Origin of the sequence: Methanomethylovorans sp. PtaU1.Bin093 (assembly GCF_002067275.1) — an archaeon.
GTDB lineage: Archaea > Halobacteriota > Methanosarcinia > Methanosarcinales > Methanosarcinaceae > Methanomethylovorans.
The window spans coordinates 43,869-67,470 of record NZ_MVQX01000013.1 but is presented as its reverse complement, the minus strand read 5'-3'; the positions used below and the strand labels follow the sequence as shown (position 1 = coordinate 67,470).

Annotated in this window: 24 protein-coding genes; 17 read left to right on the top strand and 7 right to left on the bottom strand. The window is 45.8% G+C overall.

Features of this window, described 5'->3' with window-relative positions:
- Positions 1-30: 30 nt before the first annotated feature.
- Genes A4E24_RS00805 through A4E24_RS10750 form a run of 3 tightly spaced genes read right to left on the bottom strand, consistent with a single transcriptional unit; the run spans position 31 to position 1,458 of the window.
- On the bottom strand, positions 31-894 hold the full coding sequence (locus A4E24_RS00805; RefSeq protein ID WP_292350980.1) for a polyprenyl synthetase family protein: 864 nt from the start codon (positions 892-894) through the stop codon (positions 31-33).
- A 47-nt stretch (positions 895-941) separates the two neighbouring features.
- On the bottom strand, positions 942-1,322 hold the full coding sequence (locus A4E24_RS00800; protein ID WP_292350860.1) for a cytochrome c maturation protein CcmE: 381 nt from the start codon (positions 1,320-1,322) through the stop codon (positions 942-944).
- A 7-nt stretch (positions 1,323-1,329) separates the two neighbouring features.
- Positions 1,330-1,458, bottom strand: coding sequence for a CcmD family protein (locus tag A4E24_RS10750; RefSeq protein WP_367121127.1), 129 nt, complete (start codon positions 1,456-1,458; stop codon positions 1,330-1,332).
- 218 nt (positions 1,459-1,676) lie between these two features.
- On the opposite strand from A4E24_RS10750, the gene ahbD reads away from it, so the two are divergent.
- The 11 genes from ahbD (at position 1,677) to A4E24_RS00745 (ending at position 11,677) form a co-directional block, all read left to right on the top strand.
- Entirely contained in the window at positions 1,677-2,765 is a 1,089-nt protein-coding gene (gene ahbD, locus A4E24_RS00795; RefSeq protein ID WP_292350858.1) for a heme b synthase, read from the top strand.
- Positions 2,749-3,204 carry an AsnC family transcriptional regulator gene (locus A4E24_RS00790; protein WP_292350856.1) on the top strand — a complete coding sequence of 152 codons (456 nt, stop codon included), beginning with the start codon at positions 2,749-2,751 and terminating at the stop codon, positions 3,202-3,204. Before ahbD ends, A4E24_RS00790 begins: the two co-directional genes overlap by 17 nt.
- A gap of 4 nt (positions 3,205-3,208) precedes the next feature.
- Positions 3,209-3,673 (top strand): siroheme decarboxylase subunit beta, encoded by a 465-nt coding sequence (gene ahbB, locus A4E24_RS00785; protein WP_292350854.1) that lies wholly within the window; start codon positions 3,209-3,211, stop codon positions 3,671-3,673.
- Between the two features lie 37 nt (positions 3,674-3,710).
- A complete protein-coding gene (locus A4E24_RS00780; RefSeq protein WP_292350853.1) occupies positions 3,711-4,382 on the top strand; it encodes a bifunctional precorrin-2 dehydrogenase/sirohydrochlorin ferrochelatase in 672 nt (223 codons plus the stop codon).
- 66 nt (positions 4,383-4,448) lie between these two features.
- Positions 4,449-5,720, top strand: coding sequence for a glutamyl-tRNA reductase (gene hemA / locus A4E24_RS00775; RefSeq protein ID WP_292350851.1), 1,272 nt, complete (start codon positions 4,449-4,451; stop codon positions 5,718-5,720).
- A gap of 13 nt (positions 5,721-5,733) precedes the next feature.
- Positions 5,734-6,708, top strand: coding sequence for a porphobilinogen synthase (hemB, locus tag A4E24_RS00770; protein WP_292350850.1), 975 nt, complete (start codon positions 5,734-5,736; stop codon positions 6,706-6,708).
- 10 nt (positions 6,709-6,718) lie between these two features.
- Positions 6,719-7,990, top strand: coding sequence for a glutamate-1-semialdehyde 2,1-aminomutase (gene hemL, locus A4E24_RS00765; protein WP_394334448.1), 1,272 nt, complete (start codon positions 6,719-6,721; stop codon positions 7,988-7,990).
- A 12-nt stretch (positions 7,991-8,002) separates the two neighbouring features.
- Positions 8,003-8,923 (top strand): hydroxymethylbilane synthase, encoded by a 921-nt coding sequence (gene hemC, locus A4E24_RS00760; protein WP_292350848.1) that lies wholly within the window; start codon positions 8,003-8,005, stop codon positions 8,921-8,923.
- A 27-nt stretch (positions 8,924-8,950) separates the two neighbouring features.
- Positions 8,951-9,853 carry a dihydroorotate dehydrogenase gene (locus A4E24_RS00755; RefSeq protein WP_292350847.1) on the top strand — a complete coding sequence of 301 codons (903 nt, stop codon included), beginning with the start codon at positions 8,951-8,953 and terminating at the stop codon, positions 9,851-9,853.
- Complete coding sequence (locus A4E24_RS00750; protein WP_292350846.1) at positions 9,853-10,632, top strand: dihydroorotate dehydrogenase electron transfer subunit; 780 nt, start codon at positions 9,853-9,855, stop codon at positions 10,630-10,632. Before A4E24_RS00755 ends, A4E24_RS00750 begins: the two co-directional genes overlap by 1 nt.
- Before the next feature lie 124 nt (positions 10,633-10,756).
- A complete protein-coding gene (locus tag A4E24_RS00745) occupies positions 10,757-11,677 on the top strand; it encodes a tetratricopeptide repeat protein (protein WP_292350845.1) in 921 nt (306 codons plus the stop codon).
- 41 nt (positions 11,678-11,718) lie between these two features.
- Here A4E24_RS00745 and A4E24_RS00740 read toward each other — a convergent pair whose 3' ends face one another.
- Together A4E24_RS00740 and A4E24_RS00735 are read right to left on the bottom strand one after the other, a co-directional pair.
- On the bottom strand, positions 11,719-12,912 hold the full coding sequence (locus tag A4E24_RS00740; RefSeq protein WP_292350844.1) for a hypothetical protein: 1,194 nt from the start codon (positions 12,910-12,912) through the stop codon (positions 11,719-11,721).
- A 227-nt stretch (positions 12,913-13,139) separates the two neighbouring features.
- Positions 13,140-14,213 (bottom strand): hypothetical protein, encoded by a 1,074-nt coding sequence (locus A4E24_RS00735; protein WP_292350843.1) that lies wholly within the window; start codon positions 14,211-14,213, stop codon positions 13,140-13,142.
- Positions 14,214-14,364: 151 nt separating this feature from the next.
- On the opposite strand from A4E24_RS00735, the gene A4E24_RS00730 reads away from it, so the two are divergent.
- The 5 genes from A4E24_RS00730 (at position 14,365) to A4E24_RS00710 (ending at position 18,027) form a co-directional block, all read left to right on the top strand.
- Entirely contained in the window at positions 14,365-15,099 is a 735-nt protein-coding gene (locus A4E24_RS00730; protein WP_292350842.1) for a fumarylacetoacetate hydrolase family protein, read from the top strand.
- Positions 15,099-15,398 (top strand): hypothetical protein, encoded by a 300-nt coding sequence (locus tag A4E24_RS00725; RefSeq protein ID WP_292350840.1) that lies wholly within the window; start codon positions 15,099-15,101, stop codon positions 15,396-15,398. Before A4E24_RS00730 ends, A4E24_RS00725 begins: the two co-directional genes overlap by 1 nt.
- 153 nt (positions 15,399-15,551) lie before the next feature.
- Complete coding sequence (locus A4E24_RS00720; RefSeq protein ID WP_292350838.1) at positions 15,552-17,261, top strand: glutamate--tRNA ligase; 1,710 nt, start codon at positions 15,552-15,554, stop codon at positions 17,259-17,261.
- Between the two features lie 231 nt (positions 17,262-17,492).
- Entirely contained in the window at positions 17,493-17,678 is a 186-nt protein-coding gene (locus A4E24_RS00715; RefSeq protein ID WP_292350836.1) for a hypothetical protein, read from the top strand.
- A 202-nt stretch (positions 17,679-17,880) separates the two neighbouring features.
- Entirely contained in the window at positions 17,881-18,027 is a 147-nt protein-coding gene (locus A4E24_RS00710; RefSeq protein WP_292350834.1) for a hypothetical protein, read from the top strand.
- A gap of 161 nt (positions 18,028-18,188) precedes the next feature.
- Here the strand turns inward: A4E24_RS00710 and A4E24_RS00705 are convergent, their stop codons facing one another.
- Positions 18,189-19,004 (bottom strand): DUF169 domain-containing protein, encoded by an 816-nt coding sequence (locus A4E24_RS00705; RefSeq protein WP_292350832.1) that lies wholly within the window; start codon positions 19,002-19,004, stop codon positions 18,189-18,191.
- Between the two features lie 34 nt (positions 19,005-19,038).
- Entirely contained in the window at positions 19,039-19,704 is a 666-nt protein-coding gene (locus A4E24_RS00700; protein WP_292350830.1) for a flavodoxin family protein, read from the bottom strand.
- A 331-nt stretch (positions 19,705-20,035) separates the two neighbouring features.
- Between A4E24_RS00700 and A4E24_RS00695 the strand changes: the two genes are divergently transcribed.
- Entirely contained in the window at positions 20,036-23,419 is a 3,384-nt protein-coding gene (locus A4E24_RS00695) for a PGF-pre-PGF domain-containing protein (RefSeq protein ID WP_292350828.1), read from the top strand.
- The last annotated feature ends 183 nt before the right edge of the window (positions 23,420-23,602 follow it).

Genomic DNA, 23,602 nt, shown 5'->3' with positions numbered 1-23,602 from the left:
TTCACCTGAAATTGAAATTAATAGAAGGATTCATATCGTGCCCGGGAGCAGGTCAACCGTTATATAATCAGTGATCTGCAGCAATTTTTCCCTTGCAGCGCATGGCCTGAACGTGCTCAGCAGGTCTTTGGCAAAGCCCACATATCTGTGAACCTCTGCAATGGTCCTTTTTACTGCCTCTTCACGTCCCAGAGCACGATTGAATATTTGAGGCAATGTAACTGATTCTTGTGTGGACTTCTTGTCTTCAAGTTCTTCAAGGAACTCCAGAAGATCATCAACTACCTGGTATGCTATGCCCACATTCTCCCCGAATGCATGGAATCTCAAAGCCTCATCCTTACTGCATCCTGCGATATATGCTCCTATCGCTGCACTGGATGCAAAAAGGGAAGCTGTTTTTTTATTAATGCAATCGAAATAGTTCTTCTGCCTGAATTCCTCGTTCACACTTTTTATATCTATCGTTTCCCCTTCAGCCATGTACATTCCTGCACTTCCGAACTCATAGACTGCATCATGCCCATATGACGAGATGAGCGTTATCGCCTTAGAGATGAGAAAATCACCACAAAGAAGTGCCGCTGCAACTCCATATTTCTCATGGGCCGAAGGCATTCCCCTTCTTAGGATGCCACCATCAAGAAGATCATCGTGGATAAGAGAAGCTGAGTGTATCAGCTCAATAGCCAGTGCAGCATCGATGCTCTTATTCATATCTCCGCCACATACTTCTGTGGAAAGCATCAGGATGAGAGGTCTTATTTTTTTCCCACCAGAACTGCACACATGATTTAACATCTTCTTCATCTGAGAAGACCCATCCATCTTGTGGATAAGACCTGCAAGTGCTAGATTGATCTGCCTGTACTCCTCAAAATCCTCGACTCTCATCATAATTTGACCATATCCGCTATCTTGCTTTACCCATTCAAATAACATTACTCAGTATATTTAGATGGGCATCCCATCACTATCTGGTGCGCTTCTATCTTCTGAGCAGAAACCATGGTCCCGCTCAGACTTATGCCCTGCCCTTCAGCAAAGTTTGCAGGCAGATCACCGGTATACTCTACCTGGATCTCAGAAACATGATCCTCCACATCTACCAGCAAAAAAGTAATAATGCCTGGTGCTACCTGTAAAGTCCCGTTCTTTATGTTGCCCATGGTATTGACCTCATCCCCTATATGTGATTGGGGATCATTTGTCAATTCGGATACCATTGAGTAACCCTGGGAAAGATCAATCCCCCACAGACCAATTACCGCAACCAATGTCACGAACAGGATAGCTGCAATGGTTTTTTGCTGTTTTTCCATACCTAACTCAATTCCTGCCCACTTTCTTAAGTATGTTTATCTCACGTTGCAAATGGGAATAAGTCCTAATCATGCGAAGGATATATAAAAGTATAACTATCCAGGTTATAAAGAAGGCAACAACGAAAGCTTCCACATTACCACCTTTATTGCATACTGATCATCTGTGAACAAATGCCCATATTTCATAGTTACACGTCCGCATCTTTAAACAACACAACTAATTATTAATATGGGTTAGTGAGTATAGACACATCCTATTTAAGCCGATTGACACAATATATCAAATATTTACTGTAAATACTAAATTTATGATAGTAAATACCAAAAATAACTGTAACCTTTGAGATCAATATGGAACAAAATATTGAGCCTTCTTTCAAACCTCCCAGATTAATTGCGTGGGAACTGACCGCTGGCTGCAACCTTTCTTGTAAACACTGCAGAGGAGCCTCTACTTCACAGATACCTGAAGGAGAGCTTGACGCTAAGGAAGCGAAACATTTCATCGATGAGATAGCGGAAATGGGCAATCCCATTTTGATCCTTAGCGGTGGTGAACCTCTTGTAAGAGGAGATGTATACGAACTAGCACGTTATGGTACCGAAAAAGGGCTAAGGGTTGTGCTTGCCACAAATGGTACACTTGTCACCGAAGAGGTCACGAAGCAGCTTCTTGAAGCAGGTATCAAAAGGGTGAGCGTAAGTCTCGATGGGGCTACTGCAAGTTCACATGACGATTTTCGCTGTGTTCCGGGTGCTTTTGAAGGTTCCATGAGAGGTATAGAAGCACTTAAAAAAGCAGGCATAGAGTTCCAAATAAATACTACTGTTACAAAAAGGAATGTTGATGAGATACCCCATATTCTCAGAATGGCAGAAGATATCGGCGCAGAGGCTTTACATATATTTTTGCTTGTACCCACAGGCAGGGGTAAAGAAATGGAAAATGAAGAGATACCGCCTGTTGAGTATGAGCGTGTCCTTAACTGGTTCTATGAACAGCAAAAAACAACACCTATCCAGTTGAAGGCAACATGTGCACCCCATTATTTCCGTATAATGCGCCAGCGTGCCAAGAAAGAGGGTATTGAGGTCTCGGTCAAAACTCACGGATACGAGGCAATGACAAAAGGTTGTCTTGGAGGCACAGGTTTTTGCTTTGTTTCCAGTACAGGTGATGTGTATCCCTGCGGATACCTGCCAGTGCGTGCAGGTAACATAAGGCAGCTGCCCTTCAGGGAAATCTGGACTGATGCACAGGTATTCAAAGACCTGAGAGATACTTCAAAATTGAAAGGCAAATGTGGCAGGTGCGAATTCAAGAATGTATGCTCCGGATGCAGGGCACGAGCTTATGCAGCGACTGGAGACTACCTCGCCGAAGAACCATACTGTATTTACATACCTAAAAACGAGGGCTCACATGATCCTGCTAGATGAAACAGATAAGAAACTCCTCAATCTTGTACAACTGGATTTCCCACTTGATGCACATCCTTTCAGGATACTGGCAGATAAGACAGGGATCTCTGAGGACGAAGTGATCAAACGCATGCAACGCCTTCTGGACGAAGGAGCTGTAAGGCGTATAGGACCTATTATAAACAGTAAAGAGACCGGTCGTGTAGGTACGCTTGTTGCTTTGAAAGCCCCGGAAGAGAAGATAGAACAGATCGCAGAACTAATAAACTCCTATCCTGAAGTATCACACAACTATCTGCGTCCCGGAGATTATAATGTATGGTTCACCCTCTCCGCATCCAGCAACGAACGCCTGCAGGAAATACTTGAGGAACTGAGGCAGGAGATCCAATGTCCAATGATGGACCTGCCAACCACCCAGCTGTTCAAGATAGGGGTCAAGTTCAAGATAAAGTGATACTATGGAAATGACAGATATTCAAAAACAGATACTTATCCTGACACAGGAAGGCATACCCATCACTTCATCACCTTACCAAGATATTTCACAACAGCTTGGCATAACCGAGGAAGAAGTCGTTAAGCAGATCACTTTGATGAAAGAGCTGGGCATAATAAGAAGATTCGGCGCCTCCATAGGACATCGGGACATCGGTATTACTGCTAATGCAATGTGCGTCTGGAACGTTCCCGATGAAGATGTGGAAGATGTGGGTGGAATAATGGCAACCATAGATGATGTGACACATTGTTATGCCCGCCCCCGTCATCCTGGCTGGCCGTACAATATTTTCACAATGGTCCATTCGTATTCCCGTGATGACTGCCTGGCCATTGCCGAAGAAATATCAAAACTTACAGGAATAGATGACTATAAGGTCATGTTCAGTGAGAAGGAATTTAAGAAGATTGGCATAAGACTTTAGTAACATCATAGATCCCAGTATCAAATAGGAGAATAACATGCCAGAGAACAAACGATTTCTTCCGCTGATGGTCGACCTGCACGACAGAACAGTGGTGATCTTTGGCGGAGGCTCCGTAGGGGAGAGAAAGGCAGAATTGTTCAGCGAATATGCAAATACGATCGTGGTCAGCAGAAATTTCTCTCACAGACTAAGTGAGCTCCATGATCAAGATCTTGTAACACTGATACGAACGGATGCAGGCACGCTTTCAGATAACAATATCAAAGAGCTTGTAGATGATGCTTTTCTTGTGATCCCTGCAACCAGTAACAGACAAATAAACGATAGGATCACATCCATTGCAAGGTCCCTGAACATATTGACAAATCAGGTAGACACCATAGGGGAAATAACGATACCAGCTGTGATCCACAGAGGAGATCTTGTAATAGGTATTTCCACCTCTGGTGCAAGTCCGGCCTTTTCAAGATATGTCCGTCAGAAAATCGAAAAGGTCATTACCCCCGAATACGAGCAGATGATAATACTGCAGAACGATATCAGAAACTATCTAAAGGAACATGTGAAAGAACAAAAGCATCGCAGATCGATCCTCTGGAAAGTACTGGAAGATCCGATTGTCTGGGAATACATCGCTGGATCATACGAAAAAGCGTATAAGAGAGCATATGATATAGTACAGGAACAAATCAATAAGAAAGATTGATATCATGGAACCACACTCCCATATCTCAGAAATGGAGCCGCCCATTAGTAACGATGGAGGTACACATTGACCGAGATCAACAGCATGGTGATAACCCATTCCAAAGCCAGTATAGAAGAAATGGAAAGGTCCTGGAACGGTGACCTTGAAGAAGTGCTCAGGAACCTTTATTCCAATGAGTTCGTCCACGAATGTGTGGTAATGAAGACCTGCAACCGCATAGAGATATATGTGGTTTCCCCGAAAGGTAGCAGTGTGCTGTTCAATTTTGCAAAAAGTATGGCCTTTCCCTTACAGGTGGTCGAATTCCTGGACCACAACGAGTCACTTTTACACCTGCTTCGGCTGGCTTGCGGACTGGAATCCATGATAGTCGGCGAAGACCAGATCCTTGGCCAGATAAGAGATATGTACCTGCTAGCAAAAAAAACAGGTACTACCGGGAGAATGCTTGATACGGCCTTCAGCAAAGCCATACAGGTAGGTAAGCGCGTCCGCACGGAAACAGAAGTGAACAGAGGTGCGGTATCAATTGGCTCAGCTGCAGTCGATCTGGCTGAAATGGTACTTGGTGGCCTGGAAGGAAAAATGATCCTCGTGATAGGCACCGGGGAGATGGGAACTCTTGTGACCAGGGCGCTTGCCCATAGAGATATGGACCTGATATATATAGCGAATCGCACTTTTGAAAAAGCCCGAGATCTGGCCAATAGCATGGGAGGCCATGCAGTGCGTTTTGAGAACCTGGCCGAAAATGTACGGAAGGCAGATGTAGTGATCAGTGCCACGTCAGCACCTCACTATGTACTTAAAAGATCTTTGATAGAAGAGATCATGAAAGGCCGGGAAAGGGACCTACTTCTCATCGATATCGCCAACCCGAGAGATATTGAATCTAGTGTTGCAGAGATAGGGCATGTCAAACTCTATAATATCGATAATCTAAGGATCATAAACGAAAGGAACCTTGCACAACGCAAGGAAGAAGCTAAGAAGGCAGAAAAAATAGTTGATGAGGAGATGTGCTTGCTTCTGAAACAATACAAGCAGCAGAAAGCCGACCATATAGTTTCTGCCATTTATGCCAGTGTGTATAATGTAAGAAAGCAGGAAAAAGAACGTGCAGTAACTAAACTGCGCGCCTACCACACCATTGGTGAGATAGAGAACAAAGTGCTGGATGACCTTACACATTCAATTGTCAATAAGATATTGGCAGAGCCTACAAAGGTTCTGCGCAATGCTGCAGAAATGAACGATGATGAGCTGCTGGATGTGGTCTCAAGGCTGTTCAATATTGATAAGATCCCGGAAAAGAATAGTAATAAATGCAAATAACAGAAGTGATCAAATGTTCCCACAGGTTAGGATGAGAAGGCTAAGAAGCGGCAAGATAAGAGATATGGTCCGTGAGACCTCACTTTCGGTCGATGACCTTATCTACCCCATGTTCGTGGACGAAAATATCGATTCACCACTGGCAATGTCCTCAATGCCGGGAATCTCCCGGCTTCCCGTAGATATGGCAGCAGATGATGCTAAAGAAGCAGCAGACCTGGGGATTCCCGCCGTTATACTCTTTGGGATACCTTCCACAAAAGATGAGAGAGGAAGCAGCGCATGGGGACAGGATGATGTAGTACAGCGGGCGGTGCGTGAGATAAAGAGCGAGCTTGGAAAGGACATGTATGTTATAACAGATGTATGCCTGTGCGAATATACAAGTCATGGCCATTGTGGTGTAGTTGATATGGAACATGAACAGATATTGAACGATCCCACACTTCCCCTGCTTGGAAAAACTGCAGTAAGCCATGCGCTGGCCGGGGCAGATATGGTAGCTCCTTCCGGAATGATGGATGGGATGATAACTGCCATTAGAGATGCACTTGACAAAAGTAACTGCAGTGATGTGCCTATAATGTCATATGCAGCGAAGTATTCTTCTGCTTTTTACGGACCTTTCAGGGAAGCAGCTGATTCCGGATATTCGTTTGGGGACCGTTCCAGTTACCAGATGGACCCTGCAAATTCTGATGAAGCAATAAGGGAAGCAGAACTGGATATATTGGAAGGGGCCGATGTTATTATGGTAAAACCTGCCCTTCCTTACCTCGACGTACTCTATCGCATCAAGACAGAGTTCAAGATGCCCACTGCTGCATACAATGTCAGCGGGGAGTTCGCAATGCTGAAAGCTGCTGCACGTTTGGGCTGGCTGGATGAGAATAAGGTCATGTATGAATCCCTGCTTTCCATCAAAAGAGCAGGAGCAGACATGATACTGACCTATTTTGCTAAGGACCTTGCAAGGATGTTAAAATAATAGAATGGTGATGTTAATGGAATTGGCAAGATCAGAGAAATTATATGAAAAAGCACGGAAATTAATACCAGGTGGAGTTAGCAGTCCTGTCAGGGCCATAAAACCCTTTCCATTTTATACATCATCTGCCTCTGGATCGAAGATAACCGATGCTGATGGCAATGAGTACATAGATTTCTGCCTTGCATACGGCCCAAAGATACTGGGACATGCCAACCCAAAAATAAAGCAGGCGATCATCGAACAGCTTGATAAGGGCTGGTTGTACGGCACTCCCACGGAACTGGAGATCAAGCTTGCGGAAAGGATAGCAGGGATATATCCAAGTATAGATATGGTAAGGTTCGTTTCCACAGGTACTGAGGCTACTATGAGCGCCCTGCGTGTTGCACGTGGTTTTACCGGCAGGAACAAGTTCATCAAGATAGAAGGCGGTTTTCATGGCGCACATGATGCAGTGCTCGTTAAAGCCGGTTCAGGTGCCACCACTCTGGGAAAACCTGACTCTCTGGGAGTACCTGAGGACTTCACAAGGAATACATTACAGGTGCCTTTCAACGATATAGAGGCACTGGCAGAGGTAATGGAAAAGTACGGACAGGATATTGCAGCTTTCATACTGGAGCCTGTGATGGGTAATGTTGGTCCGATACTTCCGGATGACGGTTACCTCCGGGAAGTGCGCAAGATCACAGAAGAGAACGATGTAGTGCTCATTTTTGATGAAGTGATCACAGGATTCCGCATGGCTATGGGTGGAGCCCAGGAATACTACGAGGTCACTCCGGATATGACCACCTTAGGTAAGATCATAGGCGGTGGCATGCCCATAGGAGTGTTCGGAGGAAAACGGGAGATCATGGAAATGGTAGCCCCCTCTGGTGGCGTATACCAGGCTGGCACATATAGCGGCAGCCCCACATCCGTAGCTGCGGGAATCACTGTTCTTGATATACTGGAAAAAGAGAACGTGCACAAGAAACTAAATGCCACCGGGGACCAACTGCGTGCTGGCATCACCGATATCGTGGAAGACCTGGGTCTTAACTACAATGTGTGTGGTGTATCCTCGATGTTCAAGGTTTTCTTTGGAAACAGACCCCGCAACTATCAGGAAGTCCTTAGATGCGACAAGGAAGGTTATCTTAAATTCTTCTTCAGGATGCTGGAAAGCGGGATATTCCTGCCTCCATCGCAGTTCGAAACGAATTTCCTCTGTACTGCACATTCTGAAGAAGACCTGGAAAGGCTGCTGGCTGCATACCAAGCAAATCTTAAATAAGGTTGCACTAACATGATAATAGGAACACGAGGCAGTGCCCTTGCTCTTGCACAGGCGGACATCGTTGCCAGGATGCTGGCAGACAGAGGTATTGAAACAAGCCGTAAGATCATAAAGACCACTGGTGACAGGTTCACTGACCGGCCCCTGCATGAAGTGGCAGGTGTCGGTGCCTTTGTGCGTGAGCTGGATGACAGAATGGTGGAAGGGTTCATAGAGATCGCGGTGCATTCCATGAAAGACCTGCCAACTGTCAGGCCAAAGGAACTTACAACATCTGCTGTCCTTGAGAGGGATTCGCCCCATGATGTGCTGCTGACAAGGGACGGAGCAAAGCTGGATGATCTGCCAATAGGTGCAGTGATCGGTACCACTTCCATGCGCCGGAGAGCTCAGCTTTTAAGATACAGACCCGATCTGCACATAAAAGACCTCAGGGGTAATATCAACACCCGCATGAAAAAACTTGAGGATGGCCATTACGATGGGATCATGCTCGCAGAAGCGGGTTTACAGCGTATGAAATGGGAACTGGATGTGGAACGTCTGGACACTGAAAGGTTTTGCCCTTCTGCCAACCAGGGAACGATAGCTGTTGTGACACCCGTCGGCTCGGAAGCGGCAACAGTTACCTCTCAGCTTAATCACACTCAGACCCGTATTGCCACTGAAATAGAACGCATGGTGATAAAAGATGTGGAGGGGGGATGCACAGCCCCTATAGGCTCCTTTTCACAGTTCATTAACAATGATGAGGTGAAAGTACTTGCAGAGGTCCTTTCCCTTGATGGGACCCGCCAGGTCCGTATCGAGGAGGTAATCCCTCTTGAAGATCACCGCAGCCATGCCTCCAGACTTGGCAAGGAGCTGGTAGCTATGGGCGGCAAAGACCTCGTGAAAGAAGCGGTTTCCAAACTCAGGATCAACAAGTGAGCATGTAGAATTTTTAAGAGGTTTTCCATGATGAACATCACAGGTCTGCACTTAAAGAATCCGACAATACTTGCTGCAGGCATCATGGGCACTACAGGTGCTTCGCTTATCCGGATGGCTCGCGAAGGGGCAGGTGCAGTGGTAACAAAGTCTATCGGACCACAACCAAAGGACGGACATAGCAATCCAAGTATGGTGAAGCTTGAATGTGGATACCTGAACGCCATGGGTTTGCCAAATCCTTCCTATGAAGCTTTTTTGCCGGAACTGGAAAAAGCAAAGGATAAAGCCGGAGTGCCCGTAATAGCAAGTATTTTTGGTGGCGATCCTGAAGAGTTCCGCATGGTTGCAGAAGGACTGATATCAGGAAAACCTGATGCTTTTGAACTTAATGTAAGTTGTCCTCATGCTATGGGATATGGGGCTTCGGTAGGCACCGATCCGTCAATGGTAAAAGCAGTAACTTCGGCTGTATGTGAAATTGCCGATGCACCGGTGTGGGTGAAACTTACACCAAACGTCACAGACATCGTTACAATAGGTAAGGCGGCTCAGGCAGGAGGAGCAGATGCAGTGGTGGCAATCAACACCGTACGCGGTATGGCAATAGATATACATTCAGGTTATCCTGTACTTGGCAACCGCTTCGGCGGCCTTTCCGGAGAAGCAGTGCGCCCTGTTGCTGTAAAATGTGTTTATGACCTCAATGCGAACCTGGACATACCGATAATAGGAGTAGGAGGCATATCAACCTGGCAACATGCGGTGGAAATGATCATGGCAGGTGCCAGTGCCGTGCAAATAGGCTCCGGGGTCTTTGAGGGACTGAATGTATTCTCCGACATAACTGCAGGTATCAACTGGTTCCTGAAAGAGCACGGCTATACGAAGATCGAAGATATCACCGGAATTGCGCACGAGAGGTTCTGATGCTTCCAATGAATGCTAATATTGTAAGAATAGTGGATGAAACCCCCTCCACACGTACCTTCTTTTTTGATCATTCTTTTGAAGATGCTATGATCGGCCAGTTCGTCATGGTATGGATAAGAGGCGTGGATGAGATCCCCATGACACTTTCCTACAAAAATGCCGTTACCGTACAGAAAGTAGGAGATGCCACATCACGCCTGTTCGAAATACAGGAAGGTGGATCTGTGGGATTGAGAGGACCTTTCGGAAGAGGGTTCACACTTCCAGAAGAGGGAGAAAGTGCATTACTCATTGCAGGAGGAGTTGGAGCAGCACCTCTTGCTCCGCTTGCTGAAAAGGCATTATCCGTATGTTCTCAGGTAACCACCATCCTGGGAGCCAGGAACGTCAATGAGCTGTTGTTCATGGACAGGTTCCTGCAATGCGGACAGGTCTACATCACTACAGATGATGGCTCTGCACATCGCTGCGGCTTTGTGACAGATGTGCTTGACGAACTTGACGTTTCAGGATATGACAGGATATATACTTGTGGTCCGGAAATGATGATGAAAAGGGTCTTTGGGATCCTTGAGCGGGAAAGGGCATTGGAACGCACGGAGTTCAGCCTTCACAGATATTTCAAATGCGGGATAGGGATCTGTGGCGCATGCTGCATGGACGACGCTGGTGTTAGAGTGTGCAAGGACGGACCTGTATTCAATGGAAAAGAGCTTGTAGGTAGTGAATTTGGGGAATATTCAAGGGGTCCTTCAGGACAAAAGAAGTCGTTCTGATAAAGATACATTGCTGAATAATTATCATTGATGCCGACATTTAGTGTATTATATATACCAACGGATCTGATTAGTTGTAAGGATGGAAGATGTTTGGTTTGTTAATAAAAAATGAGGTGTGCTTATGGGCTTGATGGACGATGTGAGATCCAAGAAAAAACAAAAGGAAGCAGAGAACTGGTTTAATATGGGGGTCAAAAGCCAGGACCCGGAAAAGAAACTGGACTATTTCACCCGTTCTCTGGAACTGGAACCCAATAATGTCAGTGGATGGGTAAAAAAAGGAAAGATCCTTGAGAATATGGGCAAGTTCGACGAGGCAAAGAAATGCTATGATAAAGCCACTTTCCTTAACCCTTCCCTGGACATTCCTCTAAAAAAGACGGACTCTCCCGAGGAAGAAAACAGGGTTTTTGCACCTGATACCGTGAAAGAAGGAACACAATATATCCAGGAAAATATACAATATACGGAAGATGAAACTGAACATTCTCCTGCTACCTCTGCAGAGGAAACGGAATCAAAAACATTTGAAGAAGCTGAAGAGGTAGTATCCTTCACTCCCCCGCTGGGAGAAGAATCTTTATTCAGCAACATGAGGAAGAATGAAACTACAGTGCCTGAAAAGGAAAATGAGATCATTGAAGTGAACCCTGAACCTGTTAGATCTTCAGAAGTGATAAGTTCCGAAAATATTGCCGTAGAAGTTGTTCCTGATAATGACGAGGTGGGGAAAAACACACCTGAAAGATTGCAGAACAATGCCGTGCCTGCACAGTTTGCAGAGCCAGAAAGTGATAGAACAATAGGACAGCAGGATGTAGGCCCGACTTTCGACAAAGATCAGGCAGAAAGCCAGATTTCAGCCGATAGTAACGAAAAGATCATGAAGAGGACAGAGAAGGCAGGTATATCTTCATATATTGAGATGGAAGGCAAAAATGCCAATCTGCGGATACCCCTGTCAGAAACAATCAAATTCTGGCTTGTAGGCGCACTCGTTCTGTTTGTTCTTTACATGATCATCCGCCTGATTGGCAGCTAAATGGTTAAGAAGTTGCATCTTCCCTTAAGGGGAAGATGCACTCATGTTACTACAATAGTACCAGAGGTCCCAGTACCCTCCAGCACGAAAGTATACGTACCTGGCTTATCGAATGTGTAACTGAAGGTCTTACCATAATAAATGGTCTGAGGCTCCCACAGATTCTCCTTGCTTACTACCACTATCGGCTTTTTTGGACGCTGGAGATTTCTCCATGTCACAGGTTCTCCCGCTTCAATTTCCATTGACGTGGGTTCCAGGGTTATGATCATAAGAAATTCCTTCGTCTGCGTGGCAGTCTGCAACATTTCTCCTGCCTTTTCCGTTGATTTCTCCCTTGTTTCATTTTGAACCATCACCGGACCTGGTGCAGGAACAGAAGGTGTGACCGCCTCGTCCACCGATTCCGGCACGCTTGCCATGGAAAGCTCTGTAACAATTACAGTACCTGTTATATTGGTACCTTCAAGCATGAAAGTGTAATTTCCAGCTGTTTCGAAAGTATAGCTAAAGGTCTTGCCATAATAGATGGTCTGAGGTTCCCACAGGTTCTCCTTGCTTACTACCACTATCGGCTTTTTTGGACGCTGGAGATTGTGCCAAGTAACATTCTCACCAACCTGCACCTCCATGGATGTTGGTTGCATGGTTGTGATCATAAGGAATTCATTTGTCTCCCTCGTAAGTTGTGCAACGGTTCCTGTCATAGTCTGCATAATGCTCTGGGTTGTATTTTTCGTTTCATTCCAGACCATCATAGGCATTGAACCGAGAGCTGTACCTGCTTCTGATCCTTCAGCAGGACTTTCCAGTCTCTTCTCCGAAACAATCACTGATCCTTTCATCTGTGTACCTTCTATGACAAAGGTATATGTTCCTGTGTCCTGGAAAGTGTAAGCAAAAGACTTACCATAGTAAATGGTCTGAGGTCCCCACAGCCCATCATCGCTCACCAGAACTATTGGCTTCTTTGGCCTTTGGAGATTGGTCCATGTGACCGAATCTCCCACTTCTACCTCAACGATTTCAGGACTCAGAGTATGTATCACCACGAATTTGTCCTGCAAGGAAGATACCTCTTGCACCGAGGCGTTGTGATCAACATCTACTATACTCACTGATCCCCCATACTGGGAATAAAAAGTGGACTCAGCACTTCCAGCAGTAACAGTGATTCCCACGAATAAAACAAGGATCAAAACAGATAATTCCATTGATCTTTTGTATAATTGCATCTATTATTCCCCCAATTAAGCCGGCCACTGGCCGAGTTCAGGTGTATCCAACCTTATCTTTCCCCCATTTTGCAGATCGGACCTGAACGTTTTAAAAGCGGCAGAGAGATATTTTCTACCGCTACATTACAATTAATAAGTATCCTTATATATAGTATACGTTCAAGCAGATGATTTTTAAATTTTTAAAAAAATAACAAGAAAGTAATTAAAAAGAAATAAAGATATCAGGTCGACGACACTGCTGCTTGCTCTATGTTAATGTCAATCCCCTGGCCAAAAGGAATACCTGCTTCTGGATACCATTTTTCCATGAAGGACAACATGTGGTACTTTAGAAATGCCCCAAAAGGCATGCTTACTAAAGCCATGGCAATTATGAAAAGTATCACTTCAACCAGAACTAAAGGTACAAGAACTATCCACTCTGAGCCCGATAGAACCAAAGACAGCAAGAAATAGACAATTAGGTCCAATATAAGGAAAGGTATCAGTGTCACCAGAAGTGCAAGCATTACGGCAATCAGAGCCACTATACCTACTATGATCCCCAGAACTGCCCTTCCAACCCAATAAACAATTATCTGCTGCCAGTCAAGCTTGAACTTCCTGAGAACCTCCAAAATAGCTGACACCACACCTATATTACGGTACATTGCTACAGGGATGGACATGCCTATGAATGAACCCAGAACAGAGGCAATGAGCACAAAGACAATGAGCAGAAACACGATCATCATGATTCCGCCGATCAGTGACAGCCAGAGATGATCACCCGATGGCATACCATTTATAAAGATAAATGGGAGTACGATCACTGCAAGCACTAACAGAGACAGTAGGAGTGTTGCGATCCTGATAAGGAATAGATGAAATCCCTTACCTAAGAAACGGCGGGTATATTCCCAGAACTTTACATTATTACTGACAAGAGACTCTACCAGCACGAATTCCATAACACTTGAGATATACATAAAGACAATCACCAAGAGAAATATCAGCGCTATGATTGCCAGAACGGCTGAACTGGACACTGCAGAAGCTGCATCTTCTATGAGATCAAATGGGTCAAATTCCGAATCATAACCCGGATCATGGTCTGGACCATATGCGGGATACGTATCGGTATCCGAAAAAGAGTTGAAAGAGTTAAAAGAATTGCCTCCATGACCCGAACCTCCGCCTATGAGCATGAGGATCATCGCAAGTTTTACCCATTTCCAGAGATCAAACGGCTCAAAAAGACACCTTTTTGTACGCTCGTAAGCAACCCCAACTGCATCTATTACATACCAATCCATATGAGGAATTAGATAGGGTCAGCTTAAATAATTTACCTGAGGTGTCTGCTCAAATTTGACACGCGGTTTTGCCTGTTTGATAAATAAGTTAACGGCTTTTTCTGTTTCTGACACTTACTCTTATCTACAATGAGAGCGAATCCTTAGCTATATGCTGGGTCGTTTCAGGTACAGGGATGAAACCTTTTATGGAAATGTGGATGGGAACAAAGTAATCGGAAAAGGTAATGTTGAAGGCAAGGTCTTTGAACTTTCCGAACTGAACATCCTTCCCCCCGCTGTGCCCACAAAGATAATATGTGTTGGCTTGAACTATCATGACCATGCCATTGAGATAAATATGCCTGTACCTAAGGAACCTATACTATTCCTCAAGCCACCCTCAGCGGTCATCGGACACATGGATAAGATCGTCTATCCGCGTGCGAGCGAACAGGTGGATTTTGAAGCGGAGCTGGCAGTGGTCATAGGCAAACGCTGCAAGAACATCAAAAGAGGGAATGCAGCGGATGTGATCGCAGGGTTTACTTGTTTCAACGATGTCACTGCAAGGGATCTGCAACGCAGGGATGGTCAGTGGACACGTGCTAAAGGCTTTGACACCTTTGCGCCGGTAGGGCCTTTTATAGCACCGGCGGCGAATATAGATCCTGATAACTTATGCATACGCAGTCGGGTGAACGGTATGACTAAACAGGATTCCTCCACTTCAAATCTCATTTTTGAAATACCTTATCTCCTTGAGTTCATATCCAACATCATGACACTCGAGGTTGGGGATATCATCGCCACAGGTACTCCTCCTGGCGTAAGTTCTTTCCACCCCGGAGACGTGGTAGAGATAGAGATCGAGGGCATAGGCATTCTGAAGAACGAGGTGGTATAATGCTCTTTGACCAGATCGAAAGGGAACTGGACCTATCTGAAAGGCACCTGGTGGTCCTTAAGACCGTCATAGAAAAAGGGCCCATAGGTATACTCAAACTTGCTGAAGAGACAGGAATGCCGACACATAAAGTGCGCTATTCACTGAGAGTACTGGAACAGGAACAGCTTATCAAGCCTTCTATACAGGGTGCTATAGCAGGTCCTGCTGTGGAGAGATTCCTGAAGGACTTTGAAAAGGACATGGTCAGACTTCAGGAAATGGCAACCACTATTCTTAGAATAGGAAGGTCTATCTGAGATCTGAGCTGGAAAGAGGTATATTTTTTATATAATTGTACTTAATGTACTGGCTCACAGAACATTTACTTTGACTAGTTCCCACTGAACCAAGCCAAAATAATAAGCTTCAGATGACACATAAAGGGAATTCCGTACCCTGGGAGGATCCGGATGACATTAACTGATGAGGATAAACAGATCATTGAAAAATATGCACTGCAAAATGCCGTGAAGTATGGTAAAGCGCCGCAGCTTGCGGCTGTGATGGGCAAGGTTATGGGAGAATGCACTCATCTGAGAGCCAGTGCAAAGGAAGTATCACCTCTTATACAGGAGATCCTTGAAAGGGTCTCAAAAGAAACTCCTGAGCAGTGGCAGGCAAGGCTTGAGGCGCTTGCACCTGAACTTATAGAGGATATGTGTGCTAAAAAGGAGCCTGTAAAGGGCTTGAAACCTCTTGAAGGTGCTGAGTGTGGAAAAGTGGTCATGCGTTTTGCACCCAACCCAAATGGCCCTCCTACCCTGGGAAGCACCCGTGGCATAGTTGTGAACTCCGAATATGTGAAAATGTACGAAGGCAAACTCATCATCAGGTTCGATGACACAGACCCCCAGACCAAGCGGCCTATGCTTGAGGCGTACGACTGGTACCTGGACGATTGCAAGTGGCTGGGTGCTGTGCCTGACCAGGTGGTCATTGCCTCTGACAGGATACCGCTCTATTATAAGTATGCTCGCCAGCTTATCGAGCAGGGCAATGCATACGTGTGCTTCTGTACCAGCGAGGAATTCAAGAACCTTAAGGATGCCAGTGAGCCCTGTCCTCACAGAAACACAAGCCCGCAGGAGAACCTCATCCACTGGGACAAGATGCTTGCAGGGGAATATGAAGCTAAAGATGCTGTGCTGCGCCTGAAGACCGACATCAGGCACAAAGACCCCGCGATAAGGGATTATGGGATATTCCGCATTGTTAAGCAATCCCATCCACGACCGGAAGTCGATGACAAGTATGTGGTCTGGCCCCTTCTGGACTTTGAGGGAGCTATTGAGGACCACGAGCTTGGAACAACGCACATCATCCGGGGCAAGGACCTCATGGACAGCGAGAAGCGCCAGACATATATTTACAAGTATCTGGGATGGGAGTACCCTAAAACCCTGCACTGGGGAAGGGTGAAGATGCACGAGTTCGGCAAGTTCAGTACCAGCACTCTACGCCGTGCCATTGAGGAAGGGGAATACACCGGCTGGGACGACCCGCGCCTGCCAACCCTCAGGGCTATGCGCAGAAGGGGAATACTGCCCCAGGCCATCCGCAAGTTCATGATCGAGATGGGAGTGGGTGAGACTGACGTGAGTATAAGCATGGACACGCTGTACGCTGAGAACAGGAAAATGGTGGACCCTATCGCCAGCAGGTACTTCTTCGTATGGGACCCCGTGGAACTGTCGATAGCTGGTGCAGAGACACGCACAGCCAGGCCGCCGAAGCATCCCACTGAGAACAAGGGCCACCGCAGCATCGATGTTGCAGACAGGGTGCTCGTCTGTAAGGATGACGTGGAGCAGCTTGAGGCAGGATCACGCATCCGCCTCAAGGATCTGTACAACGTGGAGATCACTTCCGTAGCTCCGTTGCAGGCCAAATACATAGGTGATGAGGTCGCCAATCTGAAAAAGGACCGCATGAAGATCATCCACTGGGCACCCGTTGACGGTATCCCTGTCAAAGTGCTCTCTCCTGACGGCGAGTTCAAAGGCATTGGCGAGAAAATGATCTCAGCCGAACTGGACAAGATGGTGCAGTTCGAGAGGTTCGGTTTCTGCAGGATCGACTCTGTGGGCTCAGAGATAGTGGCATACTTCACACACAAATGATGGGAGGGTAGAACCTCCCCATACTTTTTTTCAGATGATCGTTCAGTTGCCTTGATCTCCTTGAACTATGTACTGTTTCAAAACCCGTATATATCATGCTATTGCTTACACTTCGCAATATATTATACAGATGCCGATAGAATGAGCTCCATAACTGCCTATTCTATCCACGAGAACAAAAGTGAAATCCTTATATCCTCACAAACCTTTTCGCATAATAGAGGGTTCTGAATGAACATAATAGTAACTTGCTATAACTGCAGGAAAGAGTTCTTTGCAGCCATTACAAATAATCAATTCGTCAGACGATGCGCCAATTGCTTCAAGCCGAACCGGGTAAGGACAATAATAGATGGCAAGGCTCGCGGCGAGGATGAGGTCGCCTCAAAGCTTGAAATTGAGCCTTACGGATCATAATTGTGACCTGACAGCACGATAGTTCCTGTATCAGAACCATCTCTTATTTTTATACTTTTTTGAACTCTCCGATAGCCTCAGGAAAGTAGTGTATACATTTTAAAAGGCAATCTGTTTTTTAGTTAGTGAATAGATATTTGTCGTATATACACGACAAAAAATGTAAATTTTATCGACTATACTCGACGGGTATGCAAATGAGTTGATACAGATTTGCTCAGACCTTTCCGACCCGCAGACAAAAGAGCGCGAGATCAATGGCCTGCTGGCTGGCATGAACCATTTCAAAATGAAGGAAGGAACCATTGTTACAACGGATACTTTTGGTGAGGAGAAGATCATGGGCTGAGGGTGAGGTATGTGCCGCTGTGGTTGTGGTTGCTGGGAGGAAATGAAAAGTGACATAAAATTAATTTTTTTGTTATTTTAGAATACAACTCTGCGTCAAGGTATCCTCTGTTTACAGACGGAACTACATCCCTAATTCCCATTTGAGTGCGATACCTCAAGCTAAATAGATTCATTTACACAACCATTATCCTTACTCCCCACCTCGAGCCGCTTCTGCGGATATGCCACTTTCCCCCGTTTTCCGATAAAAGACTCATCCATATCGTCAGCCATCTGACAGGCCAGAGCTGCGGGGATGCCCATGATGAGCAGGTCCGCAGGAAGCCAGATGTTTCCTGTGGGGTCGGTGGGACCTACATAAGCGGAATCCTTCGGCGCGTGCCCGGCCATGCCTGCAGGGAAAGTGACCATCATGGTACAGGTGGCTCCTGCTGGGATAAGCGTCCTGAAGAAAGGATCGGAGTTACTGAACTGTGCAAGGCCGCACAGGTTCCTGATCTGCTCGGCACCTGCAAAGAGGATCAATGATCTGATACTTTCCGGAGCGATGTCGTCTGTACACGGGGATATGACAATATATCTGCCCGGAGGAGTTATTATTCCGGCGCGCTCCCTCTGCTCGTCGAACAGTTCCGGCGTGGACTTCAGATGCTCAGCAACACCACCACGAAAATCCGGTGTGCCCACAGTAACAAAATACTTCAGCTTCGGATGCGGTTCTGCAAACCCCATCCACAAGAGCCCACCGGCGCAGCACTGCTCATGACCTGCCTCTATGTAGACCGGCGGTGTATCATCAATTATGGCAGCAGTGTAGGCAGCTTTAGCTATGCAGCGGTCTATATTATATGAGGGCACAGCCCCGCCAGGTATCTCGTCCGTTCCGTATACACACAACGGGCGCAGCTTCAGCCTCCCAGTCTCCGCAAGCTTCTTTCCCAGTTCTCCGACAGCCAGCATGCCCTTATTGTTCATGTGATCACCCCACTCATATTATACTCACATGTGCTTACAGCCAGCCCTTTGTGATCCAGTGGTCCACGTTATGCGGCCACTCCTCTTTGTTTGCAATGATGACATGTCTGAAACCCTCTCTCCATGCATGATGGAGAGCTTCCTGCTCAGGATATTGGCGTTTCTCGCGTATGGCTTCCACGAGGTCCCTGCCCATCTCATAAGACTTTCCTATGGCAGCTTCCATACCCAATGGACCCTGAGCCATTGTGCAGCCCACACCGCCGGTGAACTTGCCGCCGCACATTTTCATAAACCCGTTCATAACATCAAGCACAAAATTCACATCACGGCTGCCAGCAGTGGTTAAAGAAAAGCCGTACTTTCCATCAAAGAGCTGTTCATGGGTAACACGAGGACTCCTGTCGAACAATGTCTTAAGCTGCGCAGTCACATTGGTCATGTAATTAGGACTGCTCCAGATGATACCATCCGCAGACAGCAGTTTTTCCAGTACTTCGTTGTAGGTATCTTTGATGGGGCATACTCCGGTCGTATGACATACGTTGCATGCTGTGCAATATTTGATCTTCAGTTTAGCAACATCGACGATCTCAGCCTCTGCTCCTGCTGCTGAAACTCCGTCCAGGGCCGCATTCACAAGCTTCAATGTATTGCTGTTCTTACCTCTGGGGCTAGATATTATCGCAATTATCTTCATGGTATTAATTCCTTGATTTGAAACCAGTACTTAAAATCTGTAACTTCTGCTTGATAAATCCATACCATAGGATGGGAATGACAGGATTTTTGTCACAAAAAATCTACAAAATCCTTCAGATTTGTTTAGCTACTTAAGCATATAGATACCCTTCCGGCATCGTCACAACAGGCTCTGCATATCCTACATATATAATATATATTTAACTAAAAATATATAAATAAAGCTTTTTTTTAGAACGGATTTATATATAATAACAATATAATATACTTAAACAAATAAAAATATGCGTATTCACAGGTCTCTCTGATTTATGGAACGGGTGATGTAAATGCGGATCAAGTTGAAAGCAGCAATTCACGTGGGTATGATATTGATCATTTTAATGATCACAACAGGAACTTTTCCTGCCCTGGGAACTAATGTGGAACTGATAAGCCACCTAGGCGGAAACAATTATGATGTTGCAGTAGCTGGCAATTATGCATATCTCGGACAGGGGCAGGATCTTGTAGTCCTGAATATCACTGATGAGACAAAACCATTGGAAGAGGGAAGAATAACTACCCCCTCGATAGTATATGGCATCACAGTATCCGACGACCATGCTTATGTTGCCCATGGGGACGGCGGTCTTACTGTCCTGAACATCACCAATGCCTCTTCACCACGGATAATTGGAAATAATGCTACTTATGGCATTGCATATAGTGTTGAAATATCAGGGGAACACGCTTTTGTGATCACAAGTAATGGACTTTCTATAATGGACATAAGTGACCCATCGTCCCCTGAACTCATAAGCAGCTATGGCACTGATGAGATGAGCGGCATCGCCGTATCAGAAGAACACGCATATGTGATCAGCAAGGGAGAGCTGGATGGTGAGGATTACTATAGCCTGCTCATCCTGAATGTAGCCGATCCGAAAGCACCGAGGCTTACAGGCAGTTATGACATCGGAGAAGGAGGAAGTGTGGCTGTGGAAGGGGACTATGCTTATGTGTCCTCAGGAAGTGGCATTTTGATCATAGATATAACCGATCCGGAAGAAACAGTATTTTCTGGCAGTTATGAGACAGGAGATCTTGTATCTGACATTGTGGTCTCAGGAAACAATGCTTACTTAACTGGCTACAGCCTGTCGGTCCTAGATATCACAGACCCTGAAGCAGCAGCACTTGTAGGCAGTTATGATATAGGTGATGCAAAGGATATCGCTGTAGCGGACGGGCATGCCTACGTGATCAGCGCCGTGGATGGCAGCAGTACCGGCCTCCTCATAATAGATATCACTGATCCTGCAGCACCTGTAGCCACAGGCACTTACCGCACCACCTGTAATGCATACGATATCGAAACCTCTGGTAATTATGCCTATGTTGCCGATTATAACAATGGCCTTGTCATCGTTAACATCACCGATCCCTCAGCAGTAAGACTTGAAGGGAGCATTGACACTGCAGGTCATGCATATGATATAGATGTGGCCGGAAATTATGCCTACATTGCAAACAGCGGTCTTACGATCCTGAACATCACTGATCCGAAATTACCACAGATCGAAAGCAGTTATTATAATGATTCCTATGACGCTGCAGGTGTTGCAGTAAAAGACAATTATGCCTACATGGCAAGTGTTTTCGGAGGCCTGCTGATAATAAATACCACCGACCCGGCAGCTCCGGTCTATGCAGGCAGCTATGCTATCGATGATGCACAGAGTGTTGACATATCTGGCAACTACGCCTATATAGCCAACGGTTTCAGTGGCCTTTTTGTTGTCGATATCAGCGATCCCGCTGCTCCGGCCTATGTGAGCCATTATGATACCGCAGGATATGCAAATGACGTTGCTGTGGCAGGTGACCATGCATGCATAGCTGATGGCAGCAATGGCCTCGTGATCCTTAACATCACAACTCCCGCATCACCAAGACCTGCCAGTAGTTACGACACTGTTGGTTATGCAAATGACATAGTTATAGCAGAAGATCTTACGTACATAGCAGCCAGCGACAGCGGACTTGTGGTCGTGGATATAAGTGACCCGGCAGCACCAACGCTTGCAGGCAATTATACTACAGAGAATGCTTTTGGTGTTGCCTTATCAGAAGAGAACGCACTTGTGGCAGATTACAATAATGGCCTGTTCGTTCTTCAGATGCGCGACACCACACCACCGGCATCTGTGACCAAGCTCAAAGAAAGTAATGTCGGCCCAAGCTGGATAAGATGGACATGGACAAAACCCAATGATACAGATTTCAATCATTCAATGATATATATTGATAACAAGTTTGTCACAAACACATCAGATACATATTATAACTCAACAAACCTGGCTGAAGGAACAACACACAATATAGGCATTAGAACCGTGGATGCTTCCGGCAATATCAATCCTGTAATGGTGAACGATACAGCAAAAACTACGGACAGGACAGCACCTGCATCTGTAACAGGTCTTAAGGAGAATGCAGTAGGTTCCGAGTGGATCAGCTGGAGCTGGACAAATCCAGCAGATGCAGACTTCAATCATGTGAAAGTATATCTTAATGGCACGTTTATCACAGATACGGCCAGTAAGTCCGTCAGTTCTTACAATGCAACAGGACTTTCTGATGGAACGACCTATACGATAAGTATACTGACGGTCGATGATTCCGGGAACATGAATTCTATCCGGGTGAACGACTCAGCGACCACATTAAAGCTCCCACAGCTCTCTGGCCTCTCAGGAACGAACATTACCACTGGCTCCATAACACTGGTATGGCAAGCTTCCGTCGATACCACGAATGTGGAAATAAGTCAGAATGACAGCGTTCTTACGACTGTGAGCGGATCAAACTCTTATGTGGTCACTGATCTGAACAGTGATACGACTTATAATTATACCCTGGTCCCGTTCAATAAAGATGGGCTTAAAGGTAAAGCAGTAAGTATCAGCCTTACCACATCCTCTTCCGAGAGTAGCGGAGGAGGAAGCAGTACCACAAAGAGTAGCAGTAGTGGTGGGGGCGGCGGTGCCGGAAGCACAGAGGACTTTGAAAATGTAGCATTGAAGGATGTTGCAAATGCATATTTGATAATGGGTGCCAACGCTACCTACGAGTTCACAAGGGAAGGCAATCCCATCCAGTCCATTAGTTTCTATTCCCTTAAGAACTCAGGTGAGGTCACTTCTACCATAGAGGTCCTCAACAACAGGTCAAAGCTGGTGAACAGTGATCCGGAAGGACCCATATATAAATATATGAACATCTGGGTAGGCAAATCCGGCTTTGCCACTGAAGCCAATATCAAGGACCCGAGAATAAAGTTCAAAGTAGATGCGTCCTGGATACAGGATATGGGAATAAGCCCTGAGGAGATCAAGTTGCAGAGATATGATGGATACGCATGGGAAATGCTACCTACCACCCTGATAAGCAGCTCTGCCGACCATATGCTGTTTGAATCTGAAACACCTGGATTTTCACCATTTGCTATTACAGCTGGAGAGATACCAGGGCCATCAACTGCTGATGAGGATAGTAGATTAGAGGCAACAGGTCCCGAAAAATTTTTGAATAACCCGCTTGGAACAGGAAATGCCGATCTGGAGAGAACAAGACCGGAAAAGAACAGAACGTGGACATTGATATTAGTTTTCCTTGTAGCAGGTATCTTTGCAACCGGATACGAATATCTGAAGAAGCAGAGGAATTGATAAGTTCAACCCCTGTACGGAAGTACAGGGGATCTTTCAGCAGGATCTGGCTATTCCAGCCTTATCCTTTTTTTCTGCTAATTTGCCCGGAATATGGAACAGCCATCCAAAAAATGACTGGTGTCAACAAAAACTACTTATAGACTTTTTTGTTAGTTACAGGCTTTTGCACTTAGCTTTTCT

Coding starts and splice junctions, on each gene's coding strand:
- A4E24_RS00805 (WP_292350980.1), bottom strand. CDS start 894: ATGAGAGTCGAGGATTTTGAGGAGTACAGGCAGATCAATCTAGCACTT.
- A4E24_RS00800 (WP_292350860.1), bottom strand. CDS start 1,322: ATGGAAAAACAGCAAAAAACCATTGCAGCTATCCTGTTCGTGACATTG.
- ahbD (WP_292350858.1), top strand. CDS start 1,677: ATGGAACAAAATATTGAGCCTTCTTTCAAACCTCCCAGATTAATTGCG.
- A4E24_RS00790 (WP_292350856.1), top strand. CDS start 2,749: ATGATCCTGCTAGATGAAACAGATAAGAAACTCCTCAATCTTGTACAA.
- ahbB (WP_292350854.1), top strand. CDS start 3,209: ATGGAAATGACAGATATTCAAAAACAGATACTTATCCTGACACAGGAA.
- A4E24_RS00780 (WP_292350853.1), top strand. CDS start 3,711: ATGCCAGAGAACAAACGATTTCTTCCGCTGATGGTCGACCTGCACGAC.
- hemB (WP_292350850.1), top strand. CDS start 5,734: ATGTTCCCACAGGTTAGGATGAGAAGGCTAAGAAGCGGCAAGATAAGA.
- hemL (WP_394334448.1), top strand. CDS start 6,719: ATGTTAATGGAATTGGCAAGATCAGAGAAATTATATGAAAAAGCACGG.
- hemC (WP_292350848.1), top strand. CDS start 8,003: ATGATAATAGGAACACGAGGCAGTGCCCTTGCTCTTGCACAGGCGGAC.
- A4E24_RS00755 (WP_292350847.1), top strand. CDS start 8,951: ATGATGAACATCACAGGTCTGCACTTAAAGAATCCGACAATACTTGCT.
- A4E24_RS00750 (WP_292350846.1), top strand. CDS start 9,853: ATGCTTCCAATGAATGCTAATATTGTAAGAATAGTGGATGAAACCCCC.
- A4E24_RS00745 (WP_292350845.1), top strand. CDS start 10,757: ATGGGCTTGATGGACGATGTGAGATCCAAGAAAAAACAAAAGGAAGCA.
- A4E24_RS00740 (WP_292350844.1), bottom strand. CDS start 12,912: ATGCAATTATACAAAAGATCAATGGAATTATCTGTTTTGATCCTTGTT.
- A4E24_RS00735 (WP_292350843.1), bottom strand. CDS start 14,213: ATGGATTGGTATGTAATAGATGCAGTTGGGGTTGCTTACGAGCGTACA.
- A4E24_RS00730 (WP_292350842.1), top strand. CDS start 14,365: ATGCTGGGTCGTTTCAGGTACAGGGATGAAACCTTTTATGGAAATGTG.
- A4E24_RS00725 (WP_292350840.1), top strand. CDS start 15,099: ATGCTCTTTGACCAGATCGAAAGGGAACTGGACCTATCTGAAAGGCAC.
- A4E24_RS00720 (WP_292350838.1), top strand. CDS start 15,552: ATGACATTAACTGATGAGGATAAACAGATCATTGAAAAATATGCACTG.
- A4E24_RS00715 (WP_292350836.1), top strand. CDS start 17,493: ATGAACATAATAGTAACTTGCTATAACTGCAGGAAAGAGTTCTTTGCA.
- A4E24_RS00705 (WP_292350832.1), bottom strand. CDS start 19,004: ATGAACAATAAGGGCATGCTGGCTGTCGGAGAACTGGGAAAGAAGCTT.
- A4E24_RS00700 (WP_292350830.1), bottom strand. CDS start 19,704: ATGAAGATAATTGCGATAATATCTAGCCCCAGAGGTAAGAACAGCAAT.
- A4E24_RS00695 (WP_292350828.1), top strand. CDS start 20,036: ATGCGGATCAAGTTGAAAGCAGCAATTCACGTGGGTATGATATTGATC.